Annotated in this window: 24 protein-coding genes; 9 read left to right on the top strand and 15 right to left on the bottom strand. The window is 63.9% G+C overall.

Annotated elements, in window-relative coordinates:
• Positions 1-115: 115 nt before the first annotated feature.
• Positions 116-2,530 carry an endopeptidase La gene (lon, locus tag ACSQ3E_RS14600; protein ID WP_436123237.1) on the top strand — a complete coding sequence of 805 codons (2,415 nt, stop codon included), beginning with the start codon at positions 116-118 and terminating at the stop codon, positions 2,528-2,530.
• A gap of 184 nt (positions 2,531-2,714) precedes the next feature.
• Positions 2,715-2,987 (top strand): HU family DNA-binding protein, encoded by a 273-nt coding sequence (locus tag ACSQ3E_RS14595; protein ID WP_018427423.1) that lies wholly within the window; start codon positions 2,715-2,717, stop codon positions 2,985-2,987.
• An 85-nt stretch (positions 2,988-3,072) separates the two neighbouring features.
• Here ACSQ3E_RS14595 and ACSQ3E_RS14590 read toward each other — a convergent pair whose 3' ends face one another.
• The 4 genes from ACSQ3E_RS14590 to ACSQ3E_RS14575 all read right to left on the bottom strand — a co-directional run bounded on the left by ACSQ3E_RS14590 (position 3,073) and on the right by ACSQ3E_RS14575 (position 7,083).
• Positions 3,073-3,492 (bottom strand): DUF6636 domain-containing protein, encoded by a 420-nt coding sequence (locus ACSQ3E_RS14590; protein ID WP_436123236.1) that lies wholly within the window; start codon positions 3,490-3,492, stop codon positions 3,073-3,075.
• Positions 3,493-3,653: 161 nt separating this feature from the next.
• Positions 3,654-4,748 (bottom strand): M24 family metallopeptidase, encoded by a 1,095-nt coding sequence (locus ACSQ3E_RS14585; protein WP_436123235.1) that lies wholly within the window; start codon positions 4,746-4,748, stop codon positions 3,654-3,656.
• 89 nt (positions 4,749-4,837) lie between these two features.
• Complete coding sequence (locus ACSQ3E_RS14580; protein WP_436123234.1) at positions 4,838-6,430, bottom strand: ABC transporter substrate-binding protein; 1,593 nt, start codon at positions 6,428-6,430, stop codon at positions 4,838-4,840.
• Complete coding sequence (locus tag ACSQ3E_RS14575) at positions 6,430-7,083, bottom strand: helix-turn-helix domain-containing protein (RefSeq protein WP_436123233.1); 654 nt, start codon at positions 7,081-7,083, stop codon at positions 6,430-6,432. The genes ACSQ3E_RS14580 and ACSQ3E_RS14575 overlap by 1 nt, the downstream gene beginning before the upstream one ends.
• A 227-nt stretch (positions 7,084-7,310) precedes the next feature.
• Between ACSQ3E_RS14575 and ACSQ3E_RS14570 the strand changes: the two genes are divergently transcribed.
• From ACSQ3E_RS14570 to ACSQ3E_RS14550, 5 genes are read left to right on the top strand one after another with little or no spacing between them, the layout of a single operon-like run.
• Positions 7,311-8,303, top strand: coding sequence for an ABC transporter permease (locus tag ACSQ3E_RS14570; RefSeq protein WP_115733861.1), 993 nt, complete (start codon positions 7,311-7,313; stop codon positions 8,301-8,303).
• Positions 8,303-9,208: an ABC transporter permease gene (locus ACSQ3E_RS14565; protein ID WP_436123232.1), complete on the top strand. Its 906-nt coding sequence runs from the start codon at positions 8,303-8,305 to the stop codon at positions 9,206-9,208. Before ACSQ3E_RS14570 ends, ACSQ3E_RS14565 begins: the two co-directional genes overlap by 1 nt.
• Entirely contained in the window at positions 9,205-10,035 is an 831-nt protein-coding gene (locus tag ACSQ3E_RS14560) for an ABC transporter ATP-binding protein (protein WP_436123231.1), read from the top strand. Before ACSQ3E_RS14565 ends, ACSQ3E_RS14560 begins: the two co-directional genes overlap by 4 nt.
• Positions 10,032-10,775 carry an ABC transporter ATP-binding protein gene (locus tag ACSQ3E_RS14555; RefSeq protein WP_310326838.1) on the top strand — a complete coding sequence of 248 codons (744 nt, stop codon included), beginning with the start codon at positions 10,032-10,034 and terminating at the stop codon, positions 10,773-10,775. Before ACSQ3E_RS14560 ends, ACSQ3E_RS14555 begins: the two co-directional genes overlap by 4 nt.
• A 14-nt stretch (positions 10,776-10,789) precedes the next feature.
• Positions 10,790-11,296, top strand: coding sequence for a GAF domain-containing protein (locus ACSQ3E_RS14550; protein ID WP_436123230.1), 507 nt, complete (start codon positions 10,790-10,792; stop codon positions 11,294-11,296).
• Between the two features lie 102 nt (positions 11,297-11,398).
• Here ACSQ3E_RS14550 and ACSQ3E_RS14545 read toward each other — a convergent pair whose 3' ends face one another.
• The 11 genes from ACSQ3E_RS14545 to ACSQ3E_RS14495 form a co-directional block, all read right to left on the bottom strand.
• On the bottom strand, positions 11,399-12,172 hold the full coding sequence (locus ACSQ3E_RS14545) for a hypothetical protein (protein WP_436123229.1): 774 nt from the start codon (positions 12,170-12,172) through the stop codon (positions 11,399-11,401).
• 186 nt (positions 12,173-12,358) lie between these two features.
• Positions 12,359-12,811 carry an aspartate 1-decarboxylase gene (gene panD, locus ACSQ3E_RS14540; protein ID WP_436123228.1) on the bottom strand — a complete coding sequence of 151 codons (453 nt, stop codon included), beginning with the start codon at positions 12,809-12,811 and terminating at the stop codon, positions 12,359-12,361.
• Positions 12,812-12,843: 32 nt separating this feature from the next.
• Complete coding sequence (locus ACSQ3E_RS14535) at positions 12,844-13,827, bottom strand: beta-ketoacyl-ACP synthase III (RefSeq protein WP_436123227.1); 984 nt, start codon at positions 13,825-13,827, stop codon at positions 12,844-12,846.
• Positions 13,824-15,086 carry an adenosylmethionine--8-amino-7-oxononanoate transaminase gene (locus ACSQ3E_RS14530; RefSeq protein ID WP_436123226.1) on the bottom strand — a complete coding sequence of 421 codons (1,263 nt, stop codon included), beginning with the start codon at positions 15,084-15,086 and terminating at the stop codon, positions 13,824-13,826. The genes ACSQ3E_RS14535 and ACSQ3E_RS14530 overlap by 4 nt, the downstream gene beginning before the upstream one ends.
• Positions 15,083-15,748, bottom strand: coding sequence for a dethiobiotin synthase (gene bioD, locus ACSQ3E_RS14525; protein ID WP_436123225.1), 666 nt, complete (start codon positions 15,746-15,748; stop codon positions 15,083-15,085). The genes ACSQ3E_RS14530 and bioD overlap by 4 nt, the downstream gene beginning before the upstream one ends.
• Positions 15,745-16,881, bottom strand: coding sequence for an 8-amino-7-oxononanoate synthase (locus ACSQ3E_RS14520; protein WP_436123224.1), 1,137 nt, complete (start codon positions 16,879-16,881; stop codon positions 15,745-15,747). Before ACSQ3E_RS14520 ends, bioD begins: the two co-directional genes overlap by 4 nt.
• Positions 16,878-17,876 (bottom strand): biotin synthase BioB, encoded by a 999-nt coding sequence (bioB, locus tag ACSQ3E_RS14515; RefSeq protein ID WP_436123223.1) that lies wholly within the window; start codon positions 17,874-17,876, stop codon positions 16,878-16,880. The genes ACSQ3E_RS14520 and bioB overlap by 4 nt, the downstream gene beginning before the upstream one ends.
• A 62-nt stretch (positions 17,877-17,938) precedes the next feature.
• Positions 17,939-18,790, bottom strand: coding sequence for a carboxylating nicotinate-nucleotide diphosphorylase (nadC, locus tag ACSQ3E_RS14510; RefSeq protein ID WP_436123222.1), 852 nt, complete (start codon positions 18,788-18,790; stop codon positions 17,939-17,941).
• Positions 18,790-20,328 carry an L-aspartate oxidase gene (locus tag ACSQ3E_RS14505; protein ID WP_436123221.1) on the bottom strand — a complete coding sequence of 513 codons (1,539 nt, stop codon included), beginning with the start codon at positions 20,326-20,328 and terminating at the stop codon, positions 18,790-18,792. The genes nadC and ACSQ3E_RS14505 overlap by 1 nt, the downstream gene beginning before the upstream one ends.
• The gene (nadA, locus tag ACSQ3E_RS14500) at positions 20,325-21,299 is read right to left on the bottom strand and encodes a quinolinate synthase NadA (protein ID WP_436123220.1); all 975 of its coding nucleotides are present in this window, start codon (positions 21,297-21,299) and stop codon (positions 20,325-20,327) included. Before nadA ends, ACSQ3E_RS14505 begins: the two co-directional genes overlap by 4 nt.
• 82 nt (positions 21,300-21,381) lie before the next feature.
• Positions 21,382-22,317: an NUDIX hydrolase gene (locus ACSQ3E_RS14495; protein ID WP_436123219.1), complete on the bottom strand. Its 936-nt coding sequence runs from the start codon at positions 22,315-22,317 to the stop codon at positions 21,382-21,384.
• 289 nt (positions 22,318-22,606) lie between these two features.
• Between ACSQ3E_RS14495 and ACSQ3E_RS14490 the strand changes: the two genes are divergently transcribed.
• Together ACSQ3E_RS14490 and ACSQ3E_RS14485 are read left to right on the top strand one after the other, a co-directional pair.
• The gene (locus tag ACSQ3E_RS14490; protein WP_436123218.1) at positions 22,607-23,554 is read left to right on the top strand and encodes a helix-turn-helix transcriptional regulator; all 948 of its coding nucleotides are present in this window, start codon (positions 22,607-22,609) and stop codon (positions 23,552-23,554) included.
• A gap of 133 nt (positions 23,555-23,687) precedes the next feature.
• Positions 23,688-24,665 (top strand): MBL fold metallo-hydrolase, encoded by a 978-nt coding sequence (locus ACSQ3E_RS14485; RefSeq protein ID WP_436123217.1) that lies wholly within the window; start codon positions 23,688-23,690, stop codon positions 24,663-24,665.
• The last annotated feature ends 58 nt before the right edge of the window (positions 24,666-24,723 follow it).

The raw sequence follows: 24,723 nt of genomic DNA, 5'->3' as shown, positions 1-24,723 counted from the left end.
TGGGTTTTCGTGCTGTAATGCCGCGCGGTAATCGGCGGTAGGCGGAACCGTCCATGGTCGTTAATATGAGATTCGCGGTTGGCGCTCGCGCGGCTGCGAAATGAAAGGTTGGACAATGGCCAAAATATCCCGCTCTTCCAGCGAAGGTACCTTCGCAGTCCTGCCGTTGCGCGACATCGTCGTGTTCCCGCACATGATCGTTCCGCTGTTCGTGGGACGTGAAAAGTCGATCAAGGCCCTGGAAGAGGTGATGGGTCAGGAAAAGCAGATACTGCTTGCGACCCAGATGAATGCCGCCGACGACGATCCCGAGCCCGATGCGATCTATGACATCGGCACGCTCGCCAATGTGCTGCAGCTGCTGAAGCTGCCGGACGGCACCGTCAAGGTGCTGGTCGAAGGCACGACGCGCGCCAAGATTCAGTCCTTCACCGACAAGACCGACTTCCATGAGGCCCACGCTCTCATCCTGAGCGAGCCTGAAGAGGAAGAGGTCGAGGTTGAGGCACTGGCGCGTTCGGTGGTTTCCGACTTCGAAAACTACGTCAAGCTGAACAAGAAGATTTCGCCCGAAGTGGTTGGCGCTGCCAGCCAGATCGAGGATTATTCCAAGCTCGCCGATACGGTGGCATCGCATCTTGCGATCAAGATCACCGAAAAGCAGGAGATGCTCGGCACGCTGTCCGTCAAGGAGCGGCTCGAGAAGGCGATGGGCTTCATGGAAGCCGAAATCTCCGTCCTGCAGGTGGAAAAGCGCATCCGCAGCCGCGTCAAGCGGCAGATGGAGAAGACCCAGCGCGAGTACTATCTCAACGAGCAGATGAAGGCGATCCAGAAAGAACTCGGCGAAGGCGAAGACGGCCGCGACGAGTCCGCCGAGATCGAGGCGCGCATCAAGAAGACCAAGCTGTCGAAGGAGGCCCGCGAAAAGGCGGATGCCGAGCTCAAGAAGCTGCGTTCGATGTCGCCGATGTCGGCTGAAGCCACCGTCGTGCGCAACTATCTCGACTGGATCCTGTCGATCCCGTGGGGCAAGAACTCAAAGGTCAAGCAGGACCTAAACTTTGCCCAGGAGGTGCTCGACACCGACCACTACGGCCTCGACAAGGTCAAGGACCGCATCGTCGAGTATCTTGCCGTGCAGAGCCGCCAGAAGAAGCTGAAGGGGCCGATCCTGTGCCTCGTTGGCCCTCCCGGCGTCGGCAAGACCTCGCTCGGCAAGTCGATCGCCAAGGCGACCGGCCGTGAGTTCGTGCGCATGGCGCTCGGCGGCGTGCGTGACGAGGCCGAGATCCGCGGTCACCGCCGCACCTATATCGGCTCGATGCCCGGCAAGGTCATCCAGTCGATGAAGAAGGCAAAGAAGTCCAACCCGCTCTTCCTGCTCGACGAGATCGACAAGATGGGCCAGGACTTCCGTGGTGATCCTTCGTCGGCGCTGCTCGAGGTGCTCGATCCGGAACAGAACGCAACGTTCATGGACCACTATCTCGAGGTCGAGTACGACCTGTCGAGCGTGATGTTCGTGACGACGGCGAACACGCTGAACATCCCTGCGCCCTTGATGGATCGCATGGAGATCATCCGTATCGCCGGCTACACCGAGGACGAGAAGGTCGAGATCGCCAAGCGGCACCTGATGCCGAAGGTTGTTCGCGACCACGCGCTGCAGCCCAAGGAATTCTCGGTTTCCGAGGATGCCATCCGTGCCGTGATCCAGACCTACACCCGTGAAGCGGGCGTGCGTAGCCTCGAGCGCGAGCTGATGAAGCTCGGGCGCAAGGCCGTCACCGAGATCATCAAGACCAAGAAGAAGTCGGTGAAGGTCACCGCCGCCAACTTGGACGATTATCTGGGCGTGCAGCGCTATCGCTTCGGCCAGGTCGAAGGCGAGGATCAGGTCGGCGTGGTCACAGGGCTTGCCTGGACCGAGGTCGGCGGCGAGCTGCTGACGATCGAAGGCGTGATGATGCCCGGCAAGGGCAAGATGACGGTCACCGGCAACTTGCGCGACGTCATGAAGGAGTCGATCTCGGCTGCGGCATCCTATGTCCGTAGCCGCGCCCTCGACTTCGGTGTCGAGCCACCTCTGTTCGACAAGCGCGACATCCACGTGCACTTGCCGGAAGGCGCCACGCCGAAGGACGGTCCGTCCGCAGGCGCCGCCATGGCGACCGCCATCGTTTCGATCCTGACCGGCATTCCTGTCAGGGCCGATGTGGCGATGACAGGCGAGATCACGCTTCGCGGCCGTATCTTGCCGATCGGTGGCCTGAAGGAGAAGCTGCTTGCAGCGCTGCGCGGCGGCATCAAGAAGGTGCTGATCCCGGAAGACAACGCCAAGGATCTGGCGGAGATTCCGGAAAACGTGAAGAGCGGCATGGAGATCATCCCGGTTTCCCGGGTTGGTGAAGTGCTGCGTCACGCGCTGGTCCGGATGCCGGAGCCGATCGAGTGGACCGAGCCGGTCGACGTGCCGGCCTCCAAGTCCGATGCCGGCGACGATGCTGGCAAGGGTTTCGCTCATTAGTTGCATCTAATGTCGCCATCAAAACAAAAAAGCCGGGCTTATGCCCGGCTTTTTCATGTGAAAAAACCCCGGAATTCCGGGCTTTTCGCGCCTTTTCGACTTGGTTGTGCCCGCACTTTTTCCTAAAGTCCGTGTCCTACCGGCTGAGTCTAATGTCCCGGTTTTCTCATGGAAGGGAATTTGAATGAACAAGAACGAACTAGTGTCCGCCGTCGCCGAAGCTTCCAAGCTTTCCAAGGGCGATGCGCAGTCCGCAGTTGATGCGGTGTTCTCCGTCATCACCGGCGAACTGAAGAATGGCGGCGATGTCCGGCTTGTCGGTTTCGGAAATTTCACCGTGTCAAAACGCGCGGAGTCGACCGGCCGCAACCCGCAGACCGGTGCAGAAGTGAAGATCCCGGCTCGTACGGTCCCGAAGTTCTCGGCCGGCAAGGGCCTCAAGGACGCGGTCAACTGATCGCTTTCTTGCCGACATCATGACTGAAAAGCCGGGCTTGCCCGGCTTTTCTTTTGCCTGAAATTGGGTGTTTCAGGGGGGCGTTTCAATAGACCTGGGTTATGGACCGGCTGATGAAAAAGCCGTGGCCGTCGTTGCGGGTGCAACTCAGCCCGGCCTTGTCGGACGTGCAGCTGAATGGCCCTTTCTTCCAGCTGTTGCCATATTCAAGCGTGTGCGAGCCGTCGCAGCATCCGGTGTCGCCAACGTTCTGATAACGCTTGGCTTTTCCTGATTTGCCGAGGATGAACCTGAGATAGGTCGGCTCGATGCGGTCGCAGCCGAGTTCCGGTCCGCCATCCTCGGGTTTGTAGACGTCCGATCCGCCTGCCGGCGTGTACTGGCAGCCGACATTGCCTGAGGGCATGTTGAAATAGACGACGCTGCCGTCGGCCGGGAAAGTCTGTTCGGCAGCACTGGCATTCATCGAGATCAGGGCGACCACCGCCACGAGCAAAGAACGCACGGCCCCTCCAGCGCAAATCCACGGTTCCGAACGCAACGATAGCACTAGTACACGCAAATTGGATAACAGCGGGTGGGGGAGCTGATCGGGCGAGGTGCCGCATCCCAACAAAAAAGGGCCGCAGCTGCGGCCCTTTCGTTGTTCGACTGGATCGCGAAGGCTTACGCCTTGACCAAAAATGCCTCGCGCGGCAGGTCGGACAGCACCTCGGCGCGGTTGCCGCGCAGGATGACGATCTCCTCGAGACGCAGGCCGAAGCGGCCCTGCAGATAGATGCCGGGCTCGATCGAGAACACGTTGCCGTCGACAAGGACGGTTTCCGACGTGCCGGTGATGTAGGGCTGCTCGTGGATGTCGATGCCGAGGCCGTGGCCGGTACGGTGCAGGAAGTTCGGGCCGTAACCGGCAGCTGTGATGACGTCACGGGCGGCCTTGTCGACTTCCTTGGCGGCAACACCGGGCCTGGCAGCAGCGATTGCGGCCTGGACGGCTCGCTCGAGCACGCCATGCACCTCGTCAAACCCTTCCGGCTTGTCGCCGAACACGCCGACACGGGTCATGTCCGAGGGATAACCGTCCTTGCGGCCGCCGATGTCGATAAGCACGGCCTCGTTCGCCTTGAGCTTGCGGTCGCCGGTGTGATGGTGCGGGAAGGCGCCGTTCTCGCCGAAGCAGACGCTGGTGAACTCCGGCTTGGCGCCGTTGGCGGCGTAGAAGTCGCGGATCGCCTGCGCCACTTCAAGCTCGGTCACGCCTTCCCTGAGCGCGGCGAAGCCAGCGCGCATGGCGCCATCGTTGAGCACCGCGTTCATCTTGAGCAGTGCGTACTCAGCCTCGTCCTTCTGGCCGCGCAGGAAGCTCACTGTATCGTTCAGGAAGCTGCGCTTGGCGCCGGGCAGGGCATCGAGCGCGAGCAGCGCGAAATCGGCGCGCATGGTCTCGTCCAAGGCAATCGAGACGTTGCCGCCCTTGACGTCACAATCGGCGAGAAGCTGCGACAGGGCCGCCTGCGGACCGTCGGCATCGGCCCAGGGATAGAAAGGCAGCTTGGTGAAGGGGCGCTGGCTGTCGGCATTGAGCGCCGGCATCAGGAAGCCGGCATGGTCCTTGGCAACTATCAGCAGCACCGGGCGTTCGTCGCCATGCGGCGACATGCCGGCGAGCCAGACAAGGTGCGAGGAGGGGCCAACGACCACAAGGTCGGTTCCCGTCTCAGCCATGCGCTCGCGCAGCCGCGCCATCCGCTCTTCGTACATCGTCTCTGCCTTCTTGGAGTTGGGGAGGGGTAATGTCAGGTAAGGGCGATGGGACCGCCCCAATGGGCGGTCCCTGCCAGGCCGGCTCGTCAGTTCTTCTTGACGAGACGGTAATAGACGAAATCGGAAGTCGCGCCGTTGACGTAGCCTTCGACGTTCTTGGCGCGCGCCACCTGGGTCGCGGCCTGGAACATGATGACGATCGGCGACTTCTCCTGCACCTTCTTCTGCAGGTCGACATACATCGCGCTGCGCTTGGCCGGATCGGCCTCGGCGAGAGCTGCCTTGGTCTCGTTGTTCAGCTCTTCCGGAACCGCCCAGCTGTTACGCCACGTGGTGGTCGACTGGTAGTTTCCGTCCGAGTTGTCGGTGTTGTAGGCGAAGGCCTTGGCGTTGGAATGCGGGTCCATGAAGTCGGGGCCCCAGTACAGCAGCATCGCCTCATGCGTGCGGGCGCGGTACTTGGTGATCACCTGCGAACCGGTGCCCGGCACGATGTCGAAGTTGATGCCGGCTTCGGCGAAGCTTGCCTGCAGCGACTGTGCCATGTCGGTGAACGGCGTCGAGTTGATGACGTCGAGCGTCACCTTGATCGGGGTCTTGATGCCGGCATCGGCCAGGATCTGCTTGGCCTTGGCCGGATCGTAGCTGTAGGGCGTTTCGTCGAGCGAACCCGGGAAGCCCTTCGGCCAGAAAGCCTGGTGCGTCTGCATCTGGCCCTTGAGGAAGGTGTCGGTCATGCCCTTGTAGTTGACCAGGTAACGGGCAGCGTCCCAGACGGCCGGCGGCGTCAGCGTTTCGGTCTTCTGGTTGAACGACAGGAAGTGCACGGCCGCCTGCGGATAGGTCTCGGTCGTCACCTTGTCGTTGCCGGCTAGCGTCGCGATCTGGTCCGAGGTCAGGTTCTTGGCCATGTCGACATCGCCCGACTGCAGCAGCAACTGCTGGGTCGCGGCTTCGGCGACGTGGCGGATGATCACACCCTTGATCGCGGGCGCGCCGTTGAAATAGTCGGGGTTGGCGGTCAGGTTGATCAGCTCGCCGGGGCGGAAAGCCTTGAGCACGAACGGGCCGGTGCCAGCCGAGTTCGACTTCAGCCAGGCATTGCCCATGTCGCCATTGGCCTCGTTGGCCTGCAGCGTCACCGCATCGACGATCGAGCCCGGGCGGGCGGCCAGAACGTTGAGCACGAAGGCCGAAGCGAAGTCGCCCGTATACTTGATGACGACCTTGTTGCCGTCGGCCTTGACCATCGAATCGAAATTCTCAGGCGTCCAGCCGAGCTGGGTCAGGATGAAGGCCGGTGCCTTGTTCAGCACGATGACGCGCTTGAACGAATAGACCACGTCCTCGGCGCGCAGCGGGTTGCCCGAGGTGAACTTGACGCCGTCGCGCAGCGTAAACGTGATGGTCTTGTTGGCGTCGTCGACGGCCCATTCCTTGGCGAGGCCGGCGGCCAGCGTCTTGGTGTCGGCGGCGTCGTACTGAACGAGACGGTCATAGGTCTGGGAGACATATTCACCCGACGAGAACTCGTAGGCCTCGGCCGGGTCGATGCTGACGATGTCATCGATGTTCTGCGCCACCACGAGCACGCCTGCAGGCGTGGCTGCAAGGCTGATAGCGGGCGTCATCGGCATCGCCAGTGCCGCGGCGAGCAGCGCGGCTTTGAACAGTTTCATCATTTTCTCTCCTTTTTGGTTCCCGTTGTCTTCTCTTCGGCCCTTGAACCGCGCAGGGCCGGATGCTCCGTGCGCGACCTGAACATCGGCAAGGTGCCGGTCCAGAGCATGCGCGCGAACTGTTGGGTGTCGTTCGACCAGGAATGCGGGCGGTTGCCGCGGAAGTGCAGGCTGTCGCCGGCCGAAAGCACCATCTCTTCGTCCTCGAGGCGCTGGGTGATCGAACCCTCGAGGATGAACAGGATTTCCTCGCCTTCATGGCTGACCGTCTCGGACCGGTAGCCTGGCGGGACGTTGAGAACAAAAGACGACAGCACGTTGCCGGTGAAGTCGGCGGCGATGCGCTCGTAGACGATCGACGAGCCGTCGACCGAGAATCGGTTGCGCTCGGCGGCGCGGGTCAGTCCGTCTTCCGCGCTGGGCGTGGCGATGAAGTAATCCACACCCACGTCGAGGCTGCGGGCGATCTGGGCGAGGGTGCCGAGCGAGGGGGTGGCGTGGTCGCGTTCGACCTGGCTGAGGTAACCGACCGAAATGCCTGCTGCGTCACACAATTCTTGCAATGTCATCGACAGCTGGCGGCGGCGGGCACGGATCAGCGCGCCAACCTTGGGCTGGCTCGACGGCATGTTTTTGCTGGCCTCCGAGGACACGCTTTTTTGCTCCCATCAAAATTTTTTTGATCTAAGCAAAATTATTTGTATAGTCCAAGCAGAATTTTGCTCGACAGACAACATCCGTGCCGCATCCGCGACGCGGCCAATGTGGTAGGAACAAAGACCGCGTGGCATCAGAAATCGACTCCGCCGCTAAGGCGCTTCCAACAGGGCCTGGCGGCTCGTCGCGCAATGCGAGGCACGCCTGGAAAACAGTGAAGGGCGTGCTTGGCGTCATCGTCGCCGTCGCCTTCACCTTCCTCGGCCTGCTTGCCATCACCTTCTTCATCGGCCGTGTCGTGCCGATCGATCCGGTCCTCGCCGTCGTCGGCGACCGTGCCCCGCGTGCCGTCTATGAGGCCGTGCGCATCGAGATGGGCCTCGACAAGCCGCTGATCGTCCAGTTCTTCCACTATGTCGGCAACGTGCTGACGGGCGACCTCGGCATGTCGGTCTCGACAGGCCGGCCCGTCGCCGAGGATCTGGCCCGCGTCTTCCCGGCAACGCTGGAGATGGCGACGATCGGCATCATCATCGGCGTGCTGATGGGCGTGCCGATGGGGGTCTATGCCGCCAGCCGCCAGGGCAGCCTCGTCGACCAGGTCATCCGCGTCGTCGGCCTACTCGGCTATTCGGTGCCGGCGTTCTGGCTCGGCCTTGTCGGTCTGGCGCTGTTCTACGCCAAGCTGCAGTGGGTCGGCGGTCCGGGCCGTATCGACATCTTCTATGACGGCCTCGTCGAGCCGGTCACCGGCTTGCTTCTGATCGACAGCCTGCTTGCCGGCGATACCGAGATCTTCGTCAACGCGCTGACCCATATCGCGCTGCCGGCTGCGGTGCTCGGCTTCTTCAGCCTTGCCTACATCGCCCGCATGACGCGTTCCTTCATGCTCGACCAGCTGGCGCAGGAATATGTCACCACCGCCCGCGTCAAGGGCGTGTCGGAGCGGCTGGTGCTGTGGCGCCATGCCTTCCGGCCGATCCTCGTGCCGCTGATCACCGTCATCGGCCTGTCCTATGCCGGCCTGCTCGAAGGGTCAGTGATGATCGAGACGGTGTTCTCCTGGCCAGGCATTGGCAACTACCTGACGACGGCGCTGCTCAACGCCGACATGAACGCCGTTCTGGGCGCGACGCTGGTCATCGGCGCCGTCTTCATCGGCATCAACAAGATTTCGGACGTGCTCTACCGCGTCCTCGACCCGAGGGCACGCTGATGGCGACGACACGTGACTGGCTTCTCGACGATTCGCCGGCCTCTCGCCTGCAGGCCCGGCTTGGCCGCAGCTATCGGCTGAGCCGCGCGCTGGCGCGCAACCCCTTGGCCATGGTCGGCGCGGTGATCGTGCTGACGCTGATCCTGGTGGCGCTGTTCGCGCCCTGGATCGCCACCCATTCGCCGGTTGGCCAGGACCTCGCCATGCGGCTCAAGCCGCCGAGCTGGGACAACTGGATGGGCACCGACGAGCTCGGCCGCGACATCTGGAGCCGGGTGGTCTACGGCGCGCGCATCACGCTGATGATCGTCGCGCTGGTGGCAGTGCTTGCCGCGCCAGTCGGCCTGATCATCGGTGCTGTCGCCGGCTATTTCGGCGGCTGGGTCGACCGTATCCTGATGGGCATCACCGACATCTTCCTGTCGATGCCCAAGCTGATCCTGGCGCTGGCTTTTGTGGCAGCACTTGGACCCGGTATCCAGAATGCCATCATCGCGATCGCGATTGCGACCTGGCCCGGTTATGCCCGCATCGCCCGCGCCGAAACCCTGACCATCCGCAACTCGGAGTTCGTCTCGGCCGTCGAGTTGCAGGGCGCCTCGTCGTTTCGTGTCATCGTCAATCACATCCTGCCGCTGTGCACGTCCTCGATGATCATCCGTGTCACGCTCGACATGGCCGGCATCATCCTGACGGCCGCCGGCCTCGGCTTCATCGGGCTCGGCGCCCAGCCGCCGCTGCCGGAATGGGGCGCGATGATCTCGCGCGGCCGTTCCTTCATCCTCGACCAGTGGTGGGTGGCGACGATGCCCGGCTTTGCCATCGTCATCGTCAGTCTCGGCTTCTGTTTCCTCGGAGACGGTCTGCGCGATGTGCTCGACCCCAAGCATGGAGATCGGCAATGAACGCGCTGCTTGAAATCCGCAACCTGAAGGTCACGTTCCCGACGGCGCGTGGTCCGGTCGACGTGGTCAAGGGCCTGTCGCTGACGCTTGGGCGCGAACGCCTCGGCATCGTCGGCGAGAGCGGTTCCGGCAAGTCGATGACCGGCCGCTCGATCCTGCGGCTGATCCGTTCGCCAGGCCGGGTCACCGCAGACGAGATGACCTTCAACGGCACCGACCTTCTGTCGCTGTCCGAAAAGCAGATGCGCTCGATCCGCGGCGCGCGCATTTCGATGGTCATGCAGGACCCGAAATTCTCGCTGAACCCGGTCATGACCATTGGCGATCAGATCGCCGAAGCATTGCTGACCCACCAGAAGCTGGGCCGCAGCGATATCCGCAGCCGCACGCTTGCCATGCTGGAAGCTGTGCGCATCAACGATCCCGAGCGCGTGCTCGGGCTATATCCACACGAAGTTTCGGGCGGCATGGGCCAGCGCGTCATGATTGCCATGATGCTCATTCCGGAGCCCGATCTTCTGATCGCCGATGAGCCGACCTCGGCGCTCGACGTGTCCGTCCAGGCGCAGGTGCTCGAGATCATAGACGACCTAGTCAAGCGCAAGGGCATGGGCCTGATCCTGATCAGCCACGACCTCGACCTCGTCTCGGCCTATTGCGATCGTATCCTGGTGATGCGTAGCGGCGAGGTGGTCGAGGAATGCGATGCCGGTGAACTCCGGAATGCCAAGCATCCCTATACGCAGGGCCTGCTCGCCTCGATCCCGCGCCTCGACGAAAGCCGCGACGAGCTTCCTGTCCTCGAACGTACTGGGGCTTCGACATGAACGCGCTGGCGATCGACAACCTCGACATCTCCTACGGCGATTCGAAGGTCACTCACGGCATCGGCTTCGAGGTCGCACAGGGCGAGAGCTTCGCGCTTGTCGGCGAAAGCGGCTCGGGCAAGACCACGGTGCTCAAGGCCATAGCCGGCATGGCCAAGAGCTGGACTGGCTCGATCTCGGTCTTCGGCGAGCCGCGCACGCACGGCATCGACCGCGCCTTCGCCAAGCAGTGCCAGATGGTGTTCCAGGACCCCTACGGCTCTCTGCATCCGCGCAAGACTGTAGATGCGACGCTGAGCGAGCCGTTGACCATCCACGGCATCGGCAACAGCGGCGAGCGCGTCGACGAAGTGATGCAGTCGGTCGGCCTCGACCGCCGCTTCCGTTTTCGTTTTCCTCACCAGCTTTCGGGCGGCCAGCGCCAGCGCGTGGCGATTGCGCGTGCGTTGATCCTCAAGCCGAGGATGCTGTTGCTCGACGAGCCGACGTCGGCGCTCGACGTGTCGGTGCAGGCGGAAATCCTCAATTTGCTCAAGCGCCTGCGCCGCGAGCAGGGGCTGACCTATCTGATGGTTACGCACAACCTGCCAGTCGTTTCGTTCCTGTGCGACCGCCTTGCCGTGATGCGTCATGGCCGGGTCGTAGAGGTAGCTAGTGTCGACCAGCTCAAGCGCGGCGAGCTCGTCGATCCCTATTCGCGCGAACTGACCAGGTTCAGCGCGTCTCTTCCCAAGACTTGAAATAGAGGTACACCATGACAGAGGCCAATTTCGCCGAGGCGCTGGCCGCCTTCGATGCTGCCATTACGACCACATCAGAGGTCGAGGGTGTGTGGGCGGCGCTGCAGGCTCTGGCCGACGTCGTCGTCGGCGCCAAGCTGTTCACCGTGATGAAGCTCGACTGGGCCACCGAGGTCTCCGGCCGCACCTATACCAGCCATCCCGATGCCTATCCCGTCTCGGGCACCAAGCCGATCAATCGCACGCATTGGTTTGAGACGATCCACGTCCAGCGCCAGCCCTTCGTCGCCAACACTATCAAGGACATTGCCGACGTCTTCCCTGACCATGAGTTGATCTGGTCGCTTGGCTGCGGTTCGGTGCTCAACTGGCCGGTCTTCGTCGGTGACACCATGCTCGGCACCGTCAACATGCTGCACGAGGAGCACTACTACACGCCGGCTCGTGTCGAAGCTGCCAAGCAGCTCTCGCTCGCCGCCAAGGCTGCCTTCCTCGCCGTCGAGCACCTCGAACGCCGCTAGTCATCGTTTGGCACGAGTTGGAAATCCATCCACCGGCGCGCGTCGGTGGATGGCCACAAACGGTAGGCCATCTGAAAACGGTATGGCTCCAGCGCTGTTGCTCTAGGAAGGCGCAAGGATTTCGGCGAGCGGGCTGCCTGCTGGTGGTGTGACGGTTGGCGCGATCGAGTTGTTGTACAGATGGATCGCGTAGGTCCTCGGCGTCGTTATGTCCTTGATCGAGAGCTCGCTGTCGAAGAGCAGGTCGGTCATCTTTTGATGGATAGGGTAGAACGCATCCATGGGAAGCGCCTTGTCTGCCAAGCCGTATTCCTTGATGAAATGGGTGAGAAGCCTGGGGCCGGTCGTCCCCCATTTGGTGTGTATGATATCGCGACCAAGGCTGAGTTTCTTGAGTTGGATGTACGCGGCTTTCTTTCTCGGCGACCACCACGGGGCAATGAAATGCCTGCCGGTGGTGCTCTGGACGAGGCTTCTCACGAGATCGCTGTCAGCTGGTGCCTTGAGGACGGCGTTGTTGATGACGCCGTTCGTTTCCCAGCCGAAGAGCCATTCTTGCTGGGGAAACGGCCGCAAGCAGTAGACGTCGCAATCTGCGTAGAGACCGAGCCCAGCCTCAAGCAGCCTGTAGCGGTAGATGTTGGCGGTTAGCGCTAGGCTCTTCTCGCGTTTGTAGGCAACGATCTCGCTCCTCGACAGCAACTGCGAGGCGTCGAAAATCTCGACACCGTCGGGCATGTCGCCGGGCGCGTCGAACGCGTGCAGCACCGCGCGATACCCATGTCGTTGAAAAGAGCGGATACAGGCCGCGTGCAATCCGCCAAGCTTGTCGCCGATCCAGATAAAATTGACAGTCTCCCCCGTGCTGCCTTGCATACTGTTCCGACGATCCTTCCCGCACATGCCTACCAATCCATTTCTGCGGGAAAGTCAGTTGCGTTGCAACCGACGAGAAGCGGCATGCGTTGCATCGCTAGGCATGGTCTGGCCATGAAACCACCCGCAGCCCGCATGAGCACCGCACCGAGGATGCAAGTCTGGCCGGGCCGCCAGGGGAAGCTGTCAGTGACTGCTGACCAGTGCCGGGATTGGAAGCCTGGCACTGGCCTCGTCGAGGATCGAGAAGCTGTAGCGGCCGGCCTGGTCGCGCTCGACCGAATAGGTCAGCCGGTCGGCAATGCGGTTGTCCTTGTCGAAAGTCAGCACGTGCGGCTTGAGCGCCGTGATCTCGCTTTCGTTCACATAGACCGAATTGCAGATGATGACCTGGTCGCCGGCCTGGCAGGTGCGGGCGGCGGCGCCATTGAGGATGCAGCAGCGCGATCCGCGCTCGCCGAGGATCACATAGGTCGAAATCCGCGCGCCGGAGCTCTTGTTCCAGATCTCGACGAACTCCATCGGCAGGATGCCGGCTTCCTCGCAATGGTCGGGGTCGAGCGTGATCGAGCCGTGATAGTTGAGGTTGGCTTCGGTGACGTGAATGCCGTGCAGCTTGCCGGCGACGATCTTGCGCATTGTTCCTCCCTGACACGCCAGTCGGCGCGAAGCTACATTCCAACCACCAGCGCACCGCCGGTGAGACCCGCGCCCGCAGCCGATAGCAGCAGCTTTTCGCCGCGCTGGAACGGCGCTTTCAGATGCGCCAACGACAGCGACAGCGGGATCGTCGCGGCCGACGAATTGCCGTAGTCGGCGATGGTCTTGACGATCCTGTCGTCGGCGATGCCGAGCGACTTGCCCACAGCATTGAAGATGCGGGCGTTGGCCTGATGCGGCACAAAGCGGCTGATGTCAGAAGTCTCCAGGCCCGCCGCGCCGAGCGCCTCCGCGGAGCAGCGGCTCATCATCTCGACCGCCTTGGCGAAAACAGCGCGTCCATCGGCGATGGTCATGCGTGTTTCGGCGATGTCGAGCTCGTCTGAGAAAGGCCGGTTGCTGCCGCCGGCCGGAATCTGGATCAGGCCGTAGCCGCCGCCATCGGCGGAAACAGACGCGCCAAGTATGCCATGTCCGGGATCGTCGGAGGGCGTCAGCACGACCGCTCCGGCCGCGTCGGCGAAGAGCACCGCACTGGCCCGCTCGGCCGGATTGATACGGCGGCTCAAAATGTTGGCCGCAATGACGATCGCCGGCTTGTTGTGCAGCCGCACGAAACCGTCGGCGAACGTCAGGGCATAGATGAAGCCGGCGCAGGCACCGGCGAGATCGATGCCCCCTGATTTGGCGAGGCCGAGCTTGTGGGCGACCAGCGGCGCGCTCGGCGGCAAGAGGTGGTCGGGCGTCGAGGTGGCGAGCAGCAGCAGGCCGACGTCCTCGCGTGCGATACCCGCCTGTTGCAGCGCCATCTCGCCTGCCTTGGCAGCGAGGTCCGACAGCGTGTCCTGGGGCTCGGCCCAATAGCGTGAGCGGATGCCGGTGCGGCCTTCGATCCAGCCGGCATCGAGCCCGAGGCTCGCCTCGATCTCGGCGTTGCCGACCTTGCGGCCCGGCACATGATGGCCAAAGCCGGCGATGCGCGTCGTACGGTTCATCCGCTGTTCGCCACATCTGCGGCCTCGTCGACGGCGTCATAGAGCCGGTCGAGTTCGCCTGCGGTCACGCAATAGGGCGGCAGCACGTAGATGACGTTGCCAAGCGGCCGGACCAGCAGCCCTCGTTCGAGGAAGAACGCCCGCAGCTTCGGCCCGACTGCGGCGAGATAGCCCGCCTTGCCGACACGCAGGTCGAGCGCGGCAATCGTGCCGGCCGTGCGCACATTCTCAAAGCGCGGATCATTGCGGAAGCGCGCGACCTTCTCCGTCTGCATCATCGCCAATGCCGTCACGCGTTCGGCGACCGGCTCGTCGCGCCAGATCGCGACATTGGCGAGTGCCGCAGCGCAAGCGATGGGGTTCGCGGTGTAGGAGCTGGAGTGAAAAAAGGTCTTGGCACGGTCGGTGGAGAAATGCGCCCGGAAGATCGCGTCGGTCGCAAGCGTCGCCGCCAGCGGCATCGAACCGCCGGTCAGGCCCTTGGAGGTGCAGAGGATGTCGGGCGAGATGCCGGCCTGCTCGCAGGCGAACATGGTCCCGGTGCGACCCCAGCCGGTCATCACCTCGTCGGCGATGAACAACGTACCGGAGCGCTCGGCGATGCGCTTGAGTTCGGTCAGCACCCGGGCCGGATACATCAGCATGCCGCCGGCGCCGAGCACCAGCGGCTCGACGATGACGGCGGCGGCTTTGCCGTCGCGGGTCAGGGCTTCGAAGCGGTCAAGCGTCTCCTGTTCGCGGCCCGGCGCAGGGAAGGGGATGGTGTCGACCTCGAACAGCAGCGGATCATAGGCGGCGTTGAACACGCCGCGCGCGCCGACGCTCATCGTGCCGATCGTATCGCCATGGTAGCTGTGCTCCATGACGACGAGGCGCGTACGGGCGGCGCCATTGCTGCGGTGGAAGCCGAGCGCCATCTTCAACGCCACCTCGACGCTGGTCGAGCCGCTGTCGGAGTAAAACACCCAGTCGAGGCCGGCAGGCGCCATGTCGACCAGCGCCGACGCCAGCTGCTCCGCCGGTTCATGCGTCAAGCCCGCGAAGATGACCTGGTCGAGCGTCTCGGTCGCGCTTCGGATCGCTTCGATGATTTTCGGATGCCTGTGGCCGTGGGTGATGACCCACCAGGACGAGATCGCATCGAGGATGCGCTTGCCGTCTGCTGTTTCGACATAGGCGCCCTCGGTGCGCGCGATGACAGGCGGCACGGGCTCGGTGGCGTGCTGGGTGAAGGGGTGCCAGACGGCGGAACGGCTCATGGCTTTGCCTCGAAGAACCGGGCCTCCAGGAAGTCGGCCGCGTTGAAGTTCACCCGCATGGCCTCGGCCAGTGTTCCAGGCGTCAGCGGGTCGAGCCGAGGCAGGCGGCCAAGCACGCGCACCTTACCCATCTCAGCGATGGTGCGCTGGGTATCTGCCATCTCGTCGCCGATGAAAGCGACGCCCAGCAGCGGGACCGAGCGGGCGCGCAACGCCTCGATGGAGAGCAGCGTGTGGTTGATCGTGCCGAGCCCGGTGCGGGCGCAGAGCACGACGGGTGTCGCCCAGCGGGCGAAGACGTCGATGTAGAGCGTGCGCCGGTTGACCGGCACCATCAGCCCGCCGGCGCCCTCGACGATCAGTGGCCGCGCGGTGGCGGGCATAGCGAGCGCATCGGCATCGATCTCGACGCCGTCAAGTTCGGCGGCGCGGTGCGGCGACAGCGGCTCCTTCAGCCGCCAGGCTTCCGGCAACACATGATCCGGCGAAAGCTGGGCGAGCCGGGCGACGATCTCGCTGTCGGTCTCCTCCTCGATGCCCGACTGCACCGGCTTCCAGTAGACGCCGTCGAGCAGGGCGGTCAGTCCCGCAGCAAACACGGTCTTGCCGATGCCGGTGTCGGTGCCAGTCACGACGATCCTTGCTGGCGTCTGTGCCGTCATCGCGAGCACTCCTCGGAAAGGGCATCGAACAGCGCCGCAACATCGTCTTCGCCGACATTGAGCGTCAGCGAGATTCTCAGCCGCGCCGTGCCCTCGGGCACCGTCGGCGGGCGGATGCCGCGAACGTCGAAGCCGCGCGCCTGCAGCGCTTCGGCAAGTTGCATGGCGCGCGCATTGTCGCCAACGATGATGGGCAGGATCTGCGAGCCGCTCGGCACAAAGCCAAGCGTCTCCGCCTTGTCGCCGGCCAGCTTCACCAGTCTCGCCAGCCGCTCACGGCGGTCGGGTTCGTCGGCGACGATGTCGAGCGCTGTAGCCGACGCCACCGCCATCAGCGGCGAGGGGGCCGTGGCGTAGATGAAGGGCCGGCAGCGATTGACGAGATAGTCGCAGAGCACCGCGGGTGCCGTGACCAACGCGCCCGAAGCGCCCAGGGCCTTGCCGCAGGTGTGCAGCACAACGACATTGTCGCTGCCTTCGAGATGATGCGCCAGACCGCGGCCATCGGGACCATAGACGCCGGTGGCATGCGCCTCGTCGACGAAAAGGAAGGCTTCGTGCCGCTCGGCGACCTCGGCGAGGTCGTCCAGCGGCGCGCGGTCGCCCTCCATCGAGTAGAGGCTTTCGGTGACGATCCAGGCACGTCCGGTGCCACCGCCCGTACGCCAGGTCTTGATGGCGTCGTCCACAGCATTGGCGTCATTGTGCCTGACCTCCACCACCTCGGCGCGGCCGGCACGCGCGCCTTCATGGGCGCTGGCGTGAATCAGTTCGTCGAGCACGACCAGGTCGCCTTTTTGGGGCAGGGTGGTCAGCACGGCGAAGTTGGCGACATAGCCGCCGCCGAAGAACAGCGCCCGTTCTACGCCAAAGAAGCCGGCAGCCTTTGCTTCCAGCGCCTCATGCTCGGGGTCGTTGCCGCGCAAAAGCCGCGAGCCGGTGGCGCCGACGGGCGTGCCATTGGCCAGCGCAGCTGCGACCGCATCGGCCATCCGCTTGCTGCCGGCCAGGCCGAGATAGTCGTTGGAAGCGAAATCGAACCCGGTGCGGCCGCTGAGCGTACGCAGCCGGCTCTTGCGGGCCAGCCCGCGCAAGCTGGCCTCGTAGCGGTCGAGCAAGGCTCGTCCGCTCACCCCGCGTCGAGCTCCATCGGCTGGATGCCGAGACGGCGGAACAGCGCGCTGTCCTTGTCTTCGCCGGGGTTTTCGGCAGTCAAAAGTGTGTCGCCGACAAAGATGGAATTGGCGCCGGCGAAGAAGCACAGCGCCTGCATCTCGTCGCTCATCGCCGTGCGGCCAGCCGACAGGCGCACATGCGACTTCGGCATCATGATGCGGGCGAGCGCGATAGTGCGGACGAATTCTATCGGCTCGATCGGATCGGCTTCGCCCAGCGGCGTGCCTTCGATCGGGATCAGCATGTTGATCGGCACGCTGTCGGGATGCTCGGGCAGGTTGGCGAGCGTCAGCAGCATGTCGACGCGGTCGGCCTTCTCCTCGCCCATGCCGACGATGCCGCCGCAGCAGACCTTGATGCCGCTGTCTCGGACATTGGCCAGCGTGTCCAGCCGGTCGGCGAAGGTGCGGGTGGTGATGATCGCGTTGTAGTAGCGCTCGGACGTGTCGATGTTGTGGTTGTAGTAGTCGAGGCCGGCCTGCTTCAGGCGCTGCGCCTGGCCGAGATCCAGCATGCCAAGCGTCATGCAGGTTTCCATGCCGAGCTCCTTGACGCCCTCGATCATGGCGACCACCGCCTCCATGTCGCGCTCCTTGGGGCTACGCCAAGCAGCACCCATGCAGTAGCGGGTGGCGCCGGCATCCTTGGCCTTCTTGGCTTCGGCCAGAACGCGCTGCACCTCCATAAGCTTCGAGGCCTTGAGGCCCGACTCATGGCGCGACGACTGGCTGCAATAGCCGCAATCCTCGGGGCAGCCGCCTGTTTTAATCGACAGCAGGCGCGACATCTGCACCCGGTTGGGGTCGAAATTCTCGCGATGGACGGTCTGGGCCCTAAACAGCAGGTCGTTGAACGGCGAATCGTAGATCGCCTGGGCTTCCGCGCGGCTCCATTGCGGACGCGCGCCATTGATCTCGGTTGCGGCTGCGTTCAGGTGCAAATCGGCGTTCATGCGCTCTCCATTGCCAAGACGTGTCGTTGCCATCCCCACTCGGGGCGGGACCATTGCCCCGGTCAGGGGGCCGTGTCCAGTCCTATATCGAGGATCGGCGCGCTGTGGGTCAGCCAGCCGACGGAAATGAGGTCGACACCGCTGGCGGCGATCGCGGGGGCGGTAGTGAGGTTGACCCGGCCCGAGGCTTCGGTGATCGCCCGTCCGGCGACCATTTTGACTGCCGTCGTCAGGGTTTCCGGGGACATGTTGTCGAGTAGGACGGCGTCGACGCCGAGCTTAAGCACGTCGTCCAGCTGTTCCAGCGTGTCGACCTCGACCTCGATCTTCACCAGATGCCCGACATTGGCCCGGGCGCGCTCGATGGCCGGGCGAACACCGCCCGAAATGGCGATGTGGTTGTCCTTGATCAGCACCGCGTCGTCGAGGCCGAAGCGGTGGTTGGAGCCGCCGCCGCAGCGCACGGCATACTTCTCCAGCGCGCGCAGGCCGGGCGTGGTTTTCCGGGTGCAGACGATGCGCGCCTTGTGGCCGGCGACGGCATCGACAATGCCAGCCGTGGCGGTGGCGATGCCGCTGAGATGGGACAGGAAGTTGAGCGCCACGCGTTCGCCTGTCAAAAGGCCACGCGCCGGGCCGCTCAGCGTGGCGATGACATCGCCCGGGGCGAGGCGGCTGCCATCAGGTTTCGCGACTTTCATCTCGATTGCGGGCTCGATCAGCCGGAAGGCGAGGGCTGCCAGGTCAAGTCCGGCGACGACGCCAGCCTGACGCGCCGCAAGCACCAGCTTCGCCTGATGGCCCGCCGGCACGATGGCATCTGATGTGATGTCGCCGGCGCGGCCGAGGTCTTCGAGCAGGGCCGCGCGAACCAGCGGCTCGATCATGATCTCAGGCAGGGGCGAAAGGTTCATCATGCGCTCCGGGCAAAAAGCGAGGTGTCGAGTGCGGCTGCGGCCTGCAGCGCTGCGTCCAGTGTGATGCGCGACCGGCGCGCGACGACACTGCGCAGCGGGAAGTCGCTGCGGCTGTGCGCCCCGCGGCTTTCCTCGCGGCCAAGTGCCGAAATAGCCATCATCAGCGCGACCGCGGCAGGATCCGCCGCCGGCGAATTGCTGCTGGCGATCGGAAGCAATGCCGTCGCTGCATCGCGCAGGCTCTCGCCGTCGCGCAAGACGCCGAGCGAGGACGAGACGATGTCGCATGCCTCGCGCGGATCGGGACGTGCAGGCACCTGTGGCAAGGCGCGTGCCGCGTGGCGCGTATCGGCGGAGGCGGCCACGCTCCGTGCCACCCAGCCAGCCATGACGACGGCTTCGGTCAGGGAGTTGCTGGCCAGCCGGTTGGCGCCATGCAGTCCGGTCGAGGCGACCTCGCCGCAGGCCCAGAGACCTGGCACGGTGCTGCGGCCTTCGCCGTCCACCGCCACGCCGCCCATGTGATAATGCGCGGCGGGGCGTACCGGGATCGGCTCGTGTGCGGGGTCGATACCAGCCTCGTTGCAGTAGCCGTCAATCGTCGGAAAACGGTCGGCAAAACGTATGCCCAGGCAGGTCCGCGCGTCGAGAAACACCCGGTGGCCGCGCGCGAGATGGCGATGGACGCCGCGCGCAACCGCATCGCGGGTGGCAAGCTCGGCGCCGGGCAGGTCGGCGAGGAAGCGCCGTCCGGTTTCGTCGATCAGCACGGCACCTTCGCCGCGCACCGCCTCGCTGATCAGCCGCATCGGCCGCAGCAGCCCGTCGAGTGCGGTCGGGTGGAACTGGACGAATTCGAGATCGGCAAATGCCGCGCCTGCGCGGGCGGCGAGCGCCAGCCCCTGGCCGAAGCAGCCTAGCGGGTTTGTCGTGTCGCGAAAAAGTCCGCCGACGCCGCCCGTGGCGAGCACGACGCGACTGGTGGTGAGCGCCATGCTGCCGGAGCTGCCTTCGGCGAGCACACCTGAAATCGCACCGTCCTCGGTGATCAGCCGGCGTGCCGCCAAACCCTCGATGACCATAATCGACGCCGTGCTGCGGACAGCGGCCACCAGTGCACGCATCAGTTCGCGCCCGGTCGCGGCACCTGCCGCGTGGACGATGCGCCTGCGGGCATGGGCAGCTTCGAGCCCGAGCTGCAGGGCGCCGCCGGTATCGCGGTCGAAGGCGACGCCAAGTTCCGCGAGTCTCTCGATAGCCAATGGCGCTGCCTCGACGATGCGCCGGACGACTGTTTCGTCGCACAGGCCGTCGCCGGCAGCCAGCGTGTCGGCAAGATGCAGTTCGGGCGAGTCGTCGTTGCCGATTGCCGCCGCAAGCCCGCCTTGGGCGAGCGCGCTCGACGCTTCGTCGCCCAGCGGCGCAGCCGACAGCAGCACGACCGGCTTCGGTGCCAGTTCGAGCGCCGTCATCAGGCCGGCAAGCCCGCCGCCGATGATGACGGGACGGCCGGCCAGGCGAACGACGTCGTTCATACCGCGAGCATCCGCTCGACGGCGAGGCGCGCACGCACAGCGACGGCAGGATCGATGGTCACGGCGTGTTCGTTGCGCTCCAGGGCGGAGCGGATGTTGCCGAGTGTGATCAGCTTCATGTGCGGGCAGAGATTGCAGGGGCGAATGAACTCGACGTCGGGATGGTCGACGGCGACGTTGTCGCTCATTGAGCATTCCGTCACCAAAACGACGCGGGCCGGCTTCTCACGGCCGACATAGTCGGACATCGCGGCCGTCGAGCCGGCGAAATCGGCTTCGGCAACCACTTCCGGCGGGCATTCCGGATGGGCCAGCACGGTGACGCCGGGATGGGCGGCGCGCATCTCGCGTATGTCCTGTGGCGTGAAGCGCTCATGCACCTCGCAATGGCCCTTCCAGGCGATGATCTCGACATCGGTCTGGGCGGCGATGTTCTGCGCCAGATATTCGTCCGGCAACATCAGCACGCGCGGCACGCCGAGCGATTCAACGACCGCCTTGGCATTGCCCGAGGTGCAGCAGATGTCCGATTCTGCCTTCACCGCAGCCGAGGTGTTGACGTAGGTGACGACGGGTACACCGGGATAGCGCTGGCGCAGCAGGCGGATGTCCTCGGACGTGATCGAATCGGCCAGCGAGCAGCCGGCGCCCATGTCGGGGATCAACACCGTCTTTGACGGGTTCAGCAGCTTGGCCGTCTCGGCCATGAAATGCACGCCGGCGAGCACGATCACGTCGGCCTCGACCTCCATCGCCTTGCGGGCGAGCGCCAGGCTGTCGCCGACGATGTCGGCCACGCAATGGAAGATCTCAGGGGTCTGGTAGTTGTGCGCCAGGATGACGGCGTTGCGCTCGCGCTTGAGCCTCAGGATGGCATCGATGTCATCGGAAAAGACCGGCCACTCGATGGCGGGAATGACGCGCTGGACGCGGTCATAGAGCGAGGCGGCGGAAGGGGTCATGCCAGACATCATTGCTCCTATTATGCTCGTACTGAGTATAATTGGGACATATGCTTAGCATGAGCATAAGCTCTGTCAAGCCACGATTTGCCTATTTGGTTCCGGCGACCAGACGTTCGTCGAGCACGGCGTGGCGGAAACGGAACAGTTTCGCCGGGCGTCCGCCGGTGTCGGCGCTCATTTCACCGGTTTCCTCGACAAGATCCTGCTGCTCGATGAGACGGCGGAAATTCTGCTTGTGCACGGTAACGCCGGCCAGTGCTTCGACCGCGCGCTGCAGCTGCAGCAGCGTGAAGGCCGGCGGCATCAGCTCGAACACGACAGGGCGATACTTGATCTTGGTCCGGAGCCGGCCGATGCCGGTGGCGAGGATTCGCCTGTGATCGCCGGTCATGGTTCTGCCCGGCACAGCAGTCCCGCGCTTCGTGCGAACCGCCTCTTCAACCAGGCCTGCCTCGAACAGCAGCTCGTAGCGCTGCAGCACCAGCTCTTCGTTCCAGTGGCGATCGTCGAAGCCGAAGGCGCTGGCGGCGCGCCGCAGCCGGTTCTGGCGCTTGTCCTGCTGTTCGGCCGAATCAGCCCACAGGCGCAGCCGTGGCACGATGATGTCGTCGATGAGTGCGGGTGCGCCCGTGCGATGGTCCTCCCAGGGGAAGAATTCATACCAGTTGCGCCAGCTGTCCGGCGGCGTGCGGTGCGAGGGCTCCTCGCGGGTCAGGCCGAGATAGCTGATCGAAATCACCCGGCGGGTGGCTTCCTCGATGCTGCGATCACGGTCGGCAAAGGTGTAGAGCTGCTCGATATAGCCAAGCGGGTGGCCGGTCTGCTGCTCCACCCAGTCACGCAGGCCCGATTGCAGCGAGCGATGACCAAGCGCGAACGGACCCGAGGGCAGGGTGCTGCCCTCCTTGACTGTCAGCACGACCGGGTTTCCGTTGGGGGCGGCGACGAGTACCGCGATCAGATCCGCGCTGATCGCGCGGCGCTCCGATGCACCTTCCTTGTCCGCCCCTGATGTCTTCAGCATCTTGCCCTTCGTCGATTTCCGGCTGCAATCGGAAAGCCAGATGGATCAAAGGTCAACACCCAATCGCCTGCCGCCGACCCTTCATCACATCTAGTGTTTGATGGTTATTGGCCTGCGAAGCCAAGAAAATCCACATGCCGGACGAGATTACTGCGTGACGATGGGGAAAGGTGTTTTGGCTGTCGCTACTCAGCGCCGTGGCCCCGTGTGGTCGCAGGTTGTGTTCGCCGGTTGTCTTCGCACCAATATCTGGCACTCTTCGCCCGGGGGGACAATCGGGTGGCACTGAATGACTGTAATTCCCGACCAGATGATTGCGCGCTGGCAGCGGATCGTGAACCTGCTTGCCGAGCTCCTGGACGTGCCGGCCGGGCTCGTCATGGAGGCCAATCCGCCGAAGCACACAGTGCTTGTTTCCAGCAAGAGCGATGGCAATCCTTATGAAGTCGGCGACGACTTCACGCTGCACACCGGCCTCTATTGCGACGAGGTGATGGACAACGACGCGCCGCTGCTGGTTCGCGATGCCTCTCTCTCGGACAAGTGGCGGAACAACCCTGATATCAAGCACGGCATGTCGTTCTACCACGGCTTTCCCTTGTCATGGCCGGATGGCCGCATCTTCGGCACCATCTGCGTGCTCGACGGGCAGGACAATCCCAAGGCCGCCCAGTGCGCCGAGCTGCTCGCCGAGTTCAAGGCGTCCATAGACGCCGACCTCGTGCTTCTGGCCATGATCGAGGAGCGCATGAAGCTGTTCGATCAGTTGAGCCAAAGCAGGGATCAACTCGAAGAGCGGGTCATGGAGAGGACAGCGGAGCTGTCGGAGACCAATGCTGCCCTGCGCGTGCTGTTGAGGCGCTTCGAGGAGGCGCGCAGCGAAGCAGAGGAGCAGATCGCCGGCGCGCTGGCGCAGCGCGTGCTGCCCCATATCGAGCCGATACGCGCCGGCAGTTCGCCTTCGGCGCGTGCGCGGCTGGACCTGCTTGAAGCGGGGCTCAAGGACCTGACGTCGACATTCTCGCGGCGGTTGGCGGTCACCCTTGCCGATCTTACGCCGACCGAGAGCGAGATCGTCCAGATGATCGTGCAGGGGCATTCGACCAAGGAGATCGCGCGGGCGATCAACCGCGCCATGAGCACCGTCGATTTCCATCGCAACAACATCCGCCGCAAGCTGGGGCTGAATTCGCAGAAAGTCAGCTTGCGCAGCCACCTCAATTCCCTTCGCGGCTAGCTTGGGGTTTTTCCCCATAGTCTGACCCCGATCTTCCCTCGTATTGCCGTCTGGTTCCCAAACGTAAGTTCGTCTCCATACCGCGCCATCGAAGCGCGGACGGCCAGCGAGCCGAAAACAAGGGGAACTGCGAATGGACGTGAAGCTGGAGCCGATTGCTTACCGCTGGGGCGACGAGGCGGAAGAAACGAGGCTGTCGCGCCGGTCGTTCTTCATGGCCGCGGGCGCCGCCGGCATAGGTGCTGCGGCAGCCATCATGACGCGTCCTGCCGCAGCGCAATCGACCGACTGGACCCAGGCCGGCAACAACAACCGTGTCCTGGTGCTGCAGGGGACGACGTCCTTCGCCGATGGACCCGTGACATTCGACTACTATGGGCACTGCGCGCTGAAAATCACCTCGCCTGGCGGCGCCTCGGTGCTTTTCGACCCGTGGCGCGACGATCCATCGGGCGCCTGGGGCCTGTGGTTCAAGAACAAGTTCCCCGAAACCGTCGTCGACATCACCATGTCGACCCACACCCATTTCGACCACGATGCCATCGACCGGCCGTCATCGACGATGGTGCTGGACCGGATGGCCGGACATTTCGAGTTCGCCGACATCAAGATATCGGGTTTTGCCGACAAGCACGCCTGCCTGGCGCCGGGTTGGTACAAATGGACCAACGCACTCAAGGAGTTTGGCGCCGAGGCCTGCCCGCCCAACAATGTCGGGCACATGGACATGGTCACCTATGTCATCGAGACGGGCGGCGTGCGCACGCTGATCTGGGGCGACAACAGGCCGGATCCGGCCGATGCCTTCTGGGATGCGGTGGGCCGGATCGATGTGCTGACACTTCCCGTCGATGGCTCGCAGCACATCCTGTCTTATGCCCAGGCGGATGCGATCGTCGATCGGCTGAAGCCCAAGGTGATCATTCCCACCCATTATCTCAACGAGACGACGACCTACACGCTGTCGACGCTGCAGCCGGCCGATGAATGGGTGAAGGGGAAAGGCCGCTTCAAGATGCTGAACAGCCCGGGCATCAGCCTCGGCGCCAAGGACATCGCGGATCTCGATCGGGAGGTCTTCTACTTCGGCAATCACGCCGCCACTGCCTGAACGCAAGTCGCCACGCGGATCTGCCGATCCCAACTGGCGACTGCTGCCGGGCTGCAGC

Source organism: Aminobacter sp. LjRoot7 (genome assembly GCF_964252895.1).
Taxonomy (GTDB): Bacteria; Pseudomonadota; Alphaproteobacteria; order Rhizobiales; family Rhizobiaceae; genus Aminobacter; species Aminobacter aminovorans_B.
Note: the sequence above shows the minus strand (reverse complement) of the source record. Positions and strands in the feature narration are given on the sequence as shown.

Coding starts and splice junctions, on each gene's coding strand:
- ACSQ3E_RS14595 (WP_018427423.1), top strand. CDS start 2,715: ATGAACAAGAACGAACTAGTGTCCGCCGTCGCCGAAGCTTCCAAGCTT.
- ACSQ3E_RS14565 (WP_436123232.1), top strand. CDS start 8,303: ATGGCGACGACACGTGACTGGCTTCTCGACGATTCGCCGGCCTCTCGC.
- ACSQ3E_RS14530 (WP_436123226.1), bottom strand. CDS start 15,086: ATGAGCCGTTCCGCCGTCTGGCACCCCTTCACCCAGCACGCCACCGAG.
- ACSQ3E_RS14505 (WP_436123221.1), bottom strand. CDS start 20,328: ATGAACGACGTCGTTCGCCTGGCCGGCCGTCCCGTCATCATCGGCGGC.
- ACSQ3E_RS14535 (WP_436123227.1), bottom strand. CDS start 13,827: ATGAACCGTACGACGCGCATCGCCGGCTTTGGCCATCATGTGCCGGGC.
- bioB (WP_436123223.1), bottom strand. CDS start 17,876: ATGAACGCCGATTTGCACCTGAACGCAGCCGCAACCGAGATCAATGGC.
- ACSQ3E_RS14485 (WP_436123217.1), top strand. CDS start 23,688: ATGGACGTGAAGCTGGAGCCGATTGCTTACCGCTGGGGCGACGAGGCG.
- bioD (WP_436123225.1), bottom strand. CDS start 15,748: ATGACGGCACAGACGCCAGCAAGGATCGTCGTGACTGGCACCGACACC.
- nadC (WP_436123222.1), bottom strand. CDS start 18,790: ATGAACCTTTCGCCCCTGCCTGAGATCATGATCGAGCCGCTGGTTCGC.
- nadA (WP_436123220.1), bottom strand. CDS start 21,299: ATGTCTGGCATGACCCCTTCCGCCGCCTCGCTCTATGACCGCGTCCAG.
- ACSQ3E_RS14560 (WP_436123231.1), top strand. CDS start 9,205: ATGAACGCGCTGCTTGAAATCCGCAACCTGAAGGTCACGTTCCCGACG.
- ACSQ3E_RS14580 (WP_436123234.1), bottom strand. CDS start 6,430: ATGAAACTGTTCAAAGCCGCGCTGCTCGCCGCGGCACTGGCGATGCCG.
- lon (WP_436123237.1), top strand. CDS start 116: ATGGCCAAAATATCCCGCTCTTCCAGCGAAGGTACCTTCGCAGTCCTG.
- panD (WP_436123228.1), bottom strand. CDS start 12,811: ATGCGCAAGATCGTCGCCGGCAAGCTGCACGGCATTCACGTCACCGAA.
- ACSQ3E_RS14490 (WP_436123218.1), top strand. CDS start 22,607: ATGACTGTAATTCCCGACCAGATGATTGCGCGCTGGCAGCGGATCGTG.
- ACSQ3E_RS14545 (WP_436123229.1), bottom strand. CDS start 12,172: ATGCAAGGCAGCACGGGGGAGACTGTCAATTTTATCTGGATCGGCGAC.
- ACSQ3E_RS14550 (WP_436123230.1), top strand. CDS start 10,790: ATGACAGAGGCCAATTTCGCCGAGGCGCTGGCCGCCTTCGATGCTGCC.
- ACSQ3E_RS14495 (WP_436123219.1), bottom strand. CDS start 22,317: ATGCTGAAGACATCAGGGGCGGACAAGGAAGGTGCATCGGAGCGCCGC.
- ACSQ3E_RS14585 (WP_436123235.1), bottom strand. CDS start 4,748: ATGTACGAAGAGCGGATGGCGCGGCTGCGCGAGCGCATGGCTGAGACG.
- ACSQ3E_RS14555 (WP_310326838.1), top strand. CDS start 10,032: ATGAACGCGCTGGCGATCGACAACCTCGACATCTCCTACGGCGATTCG.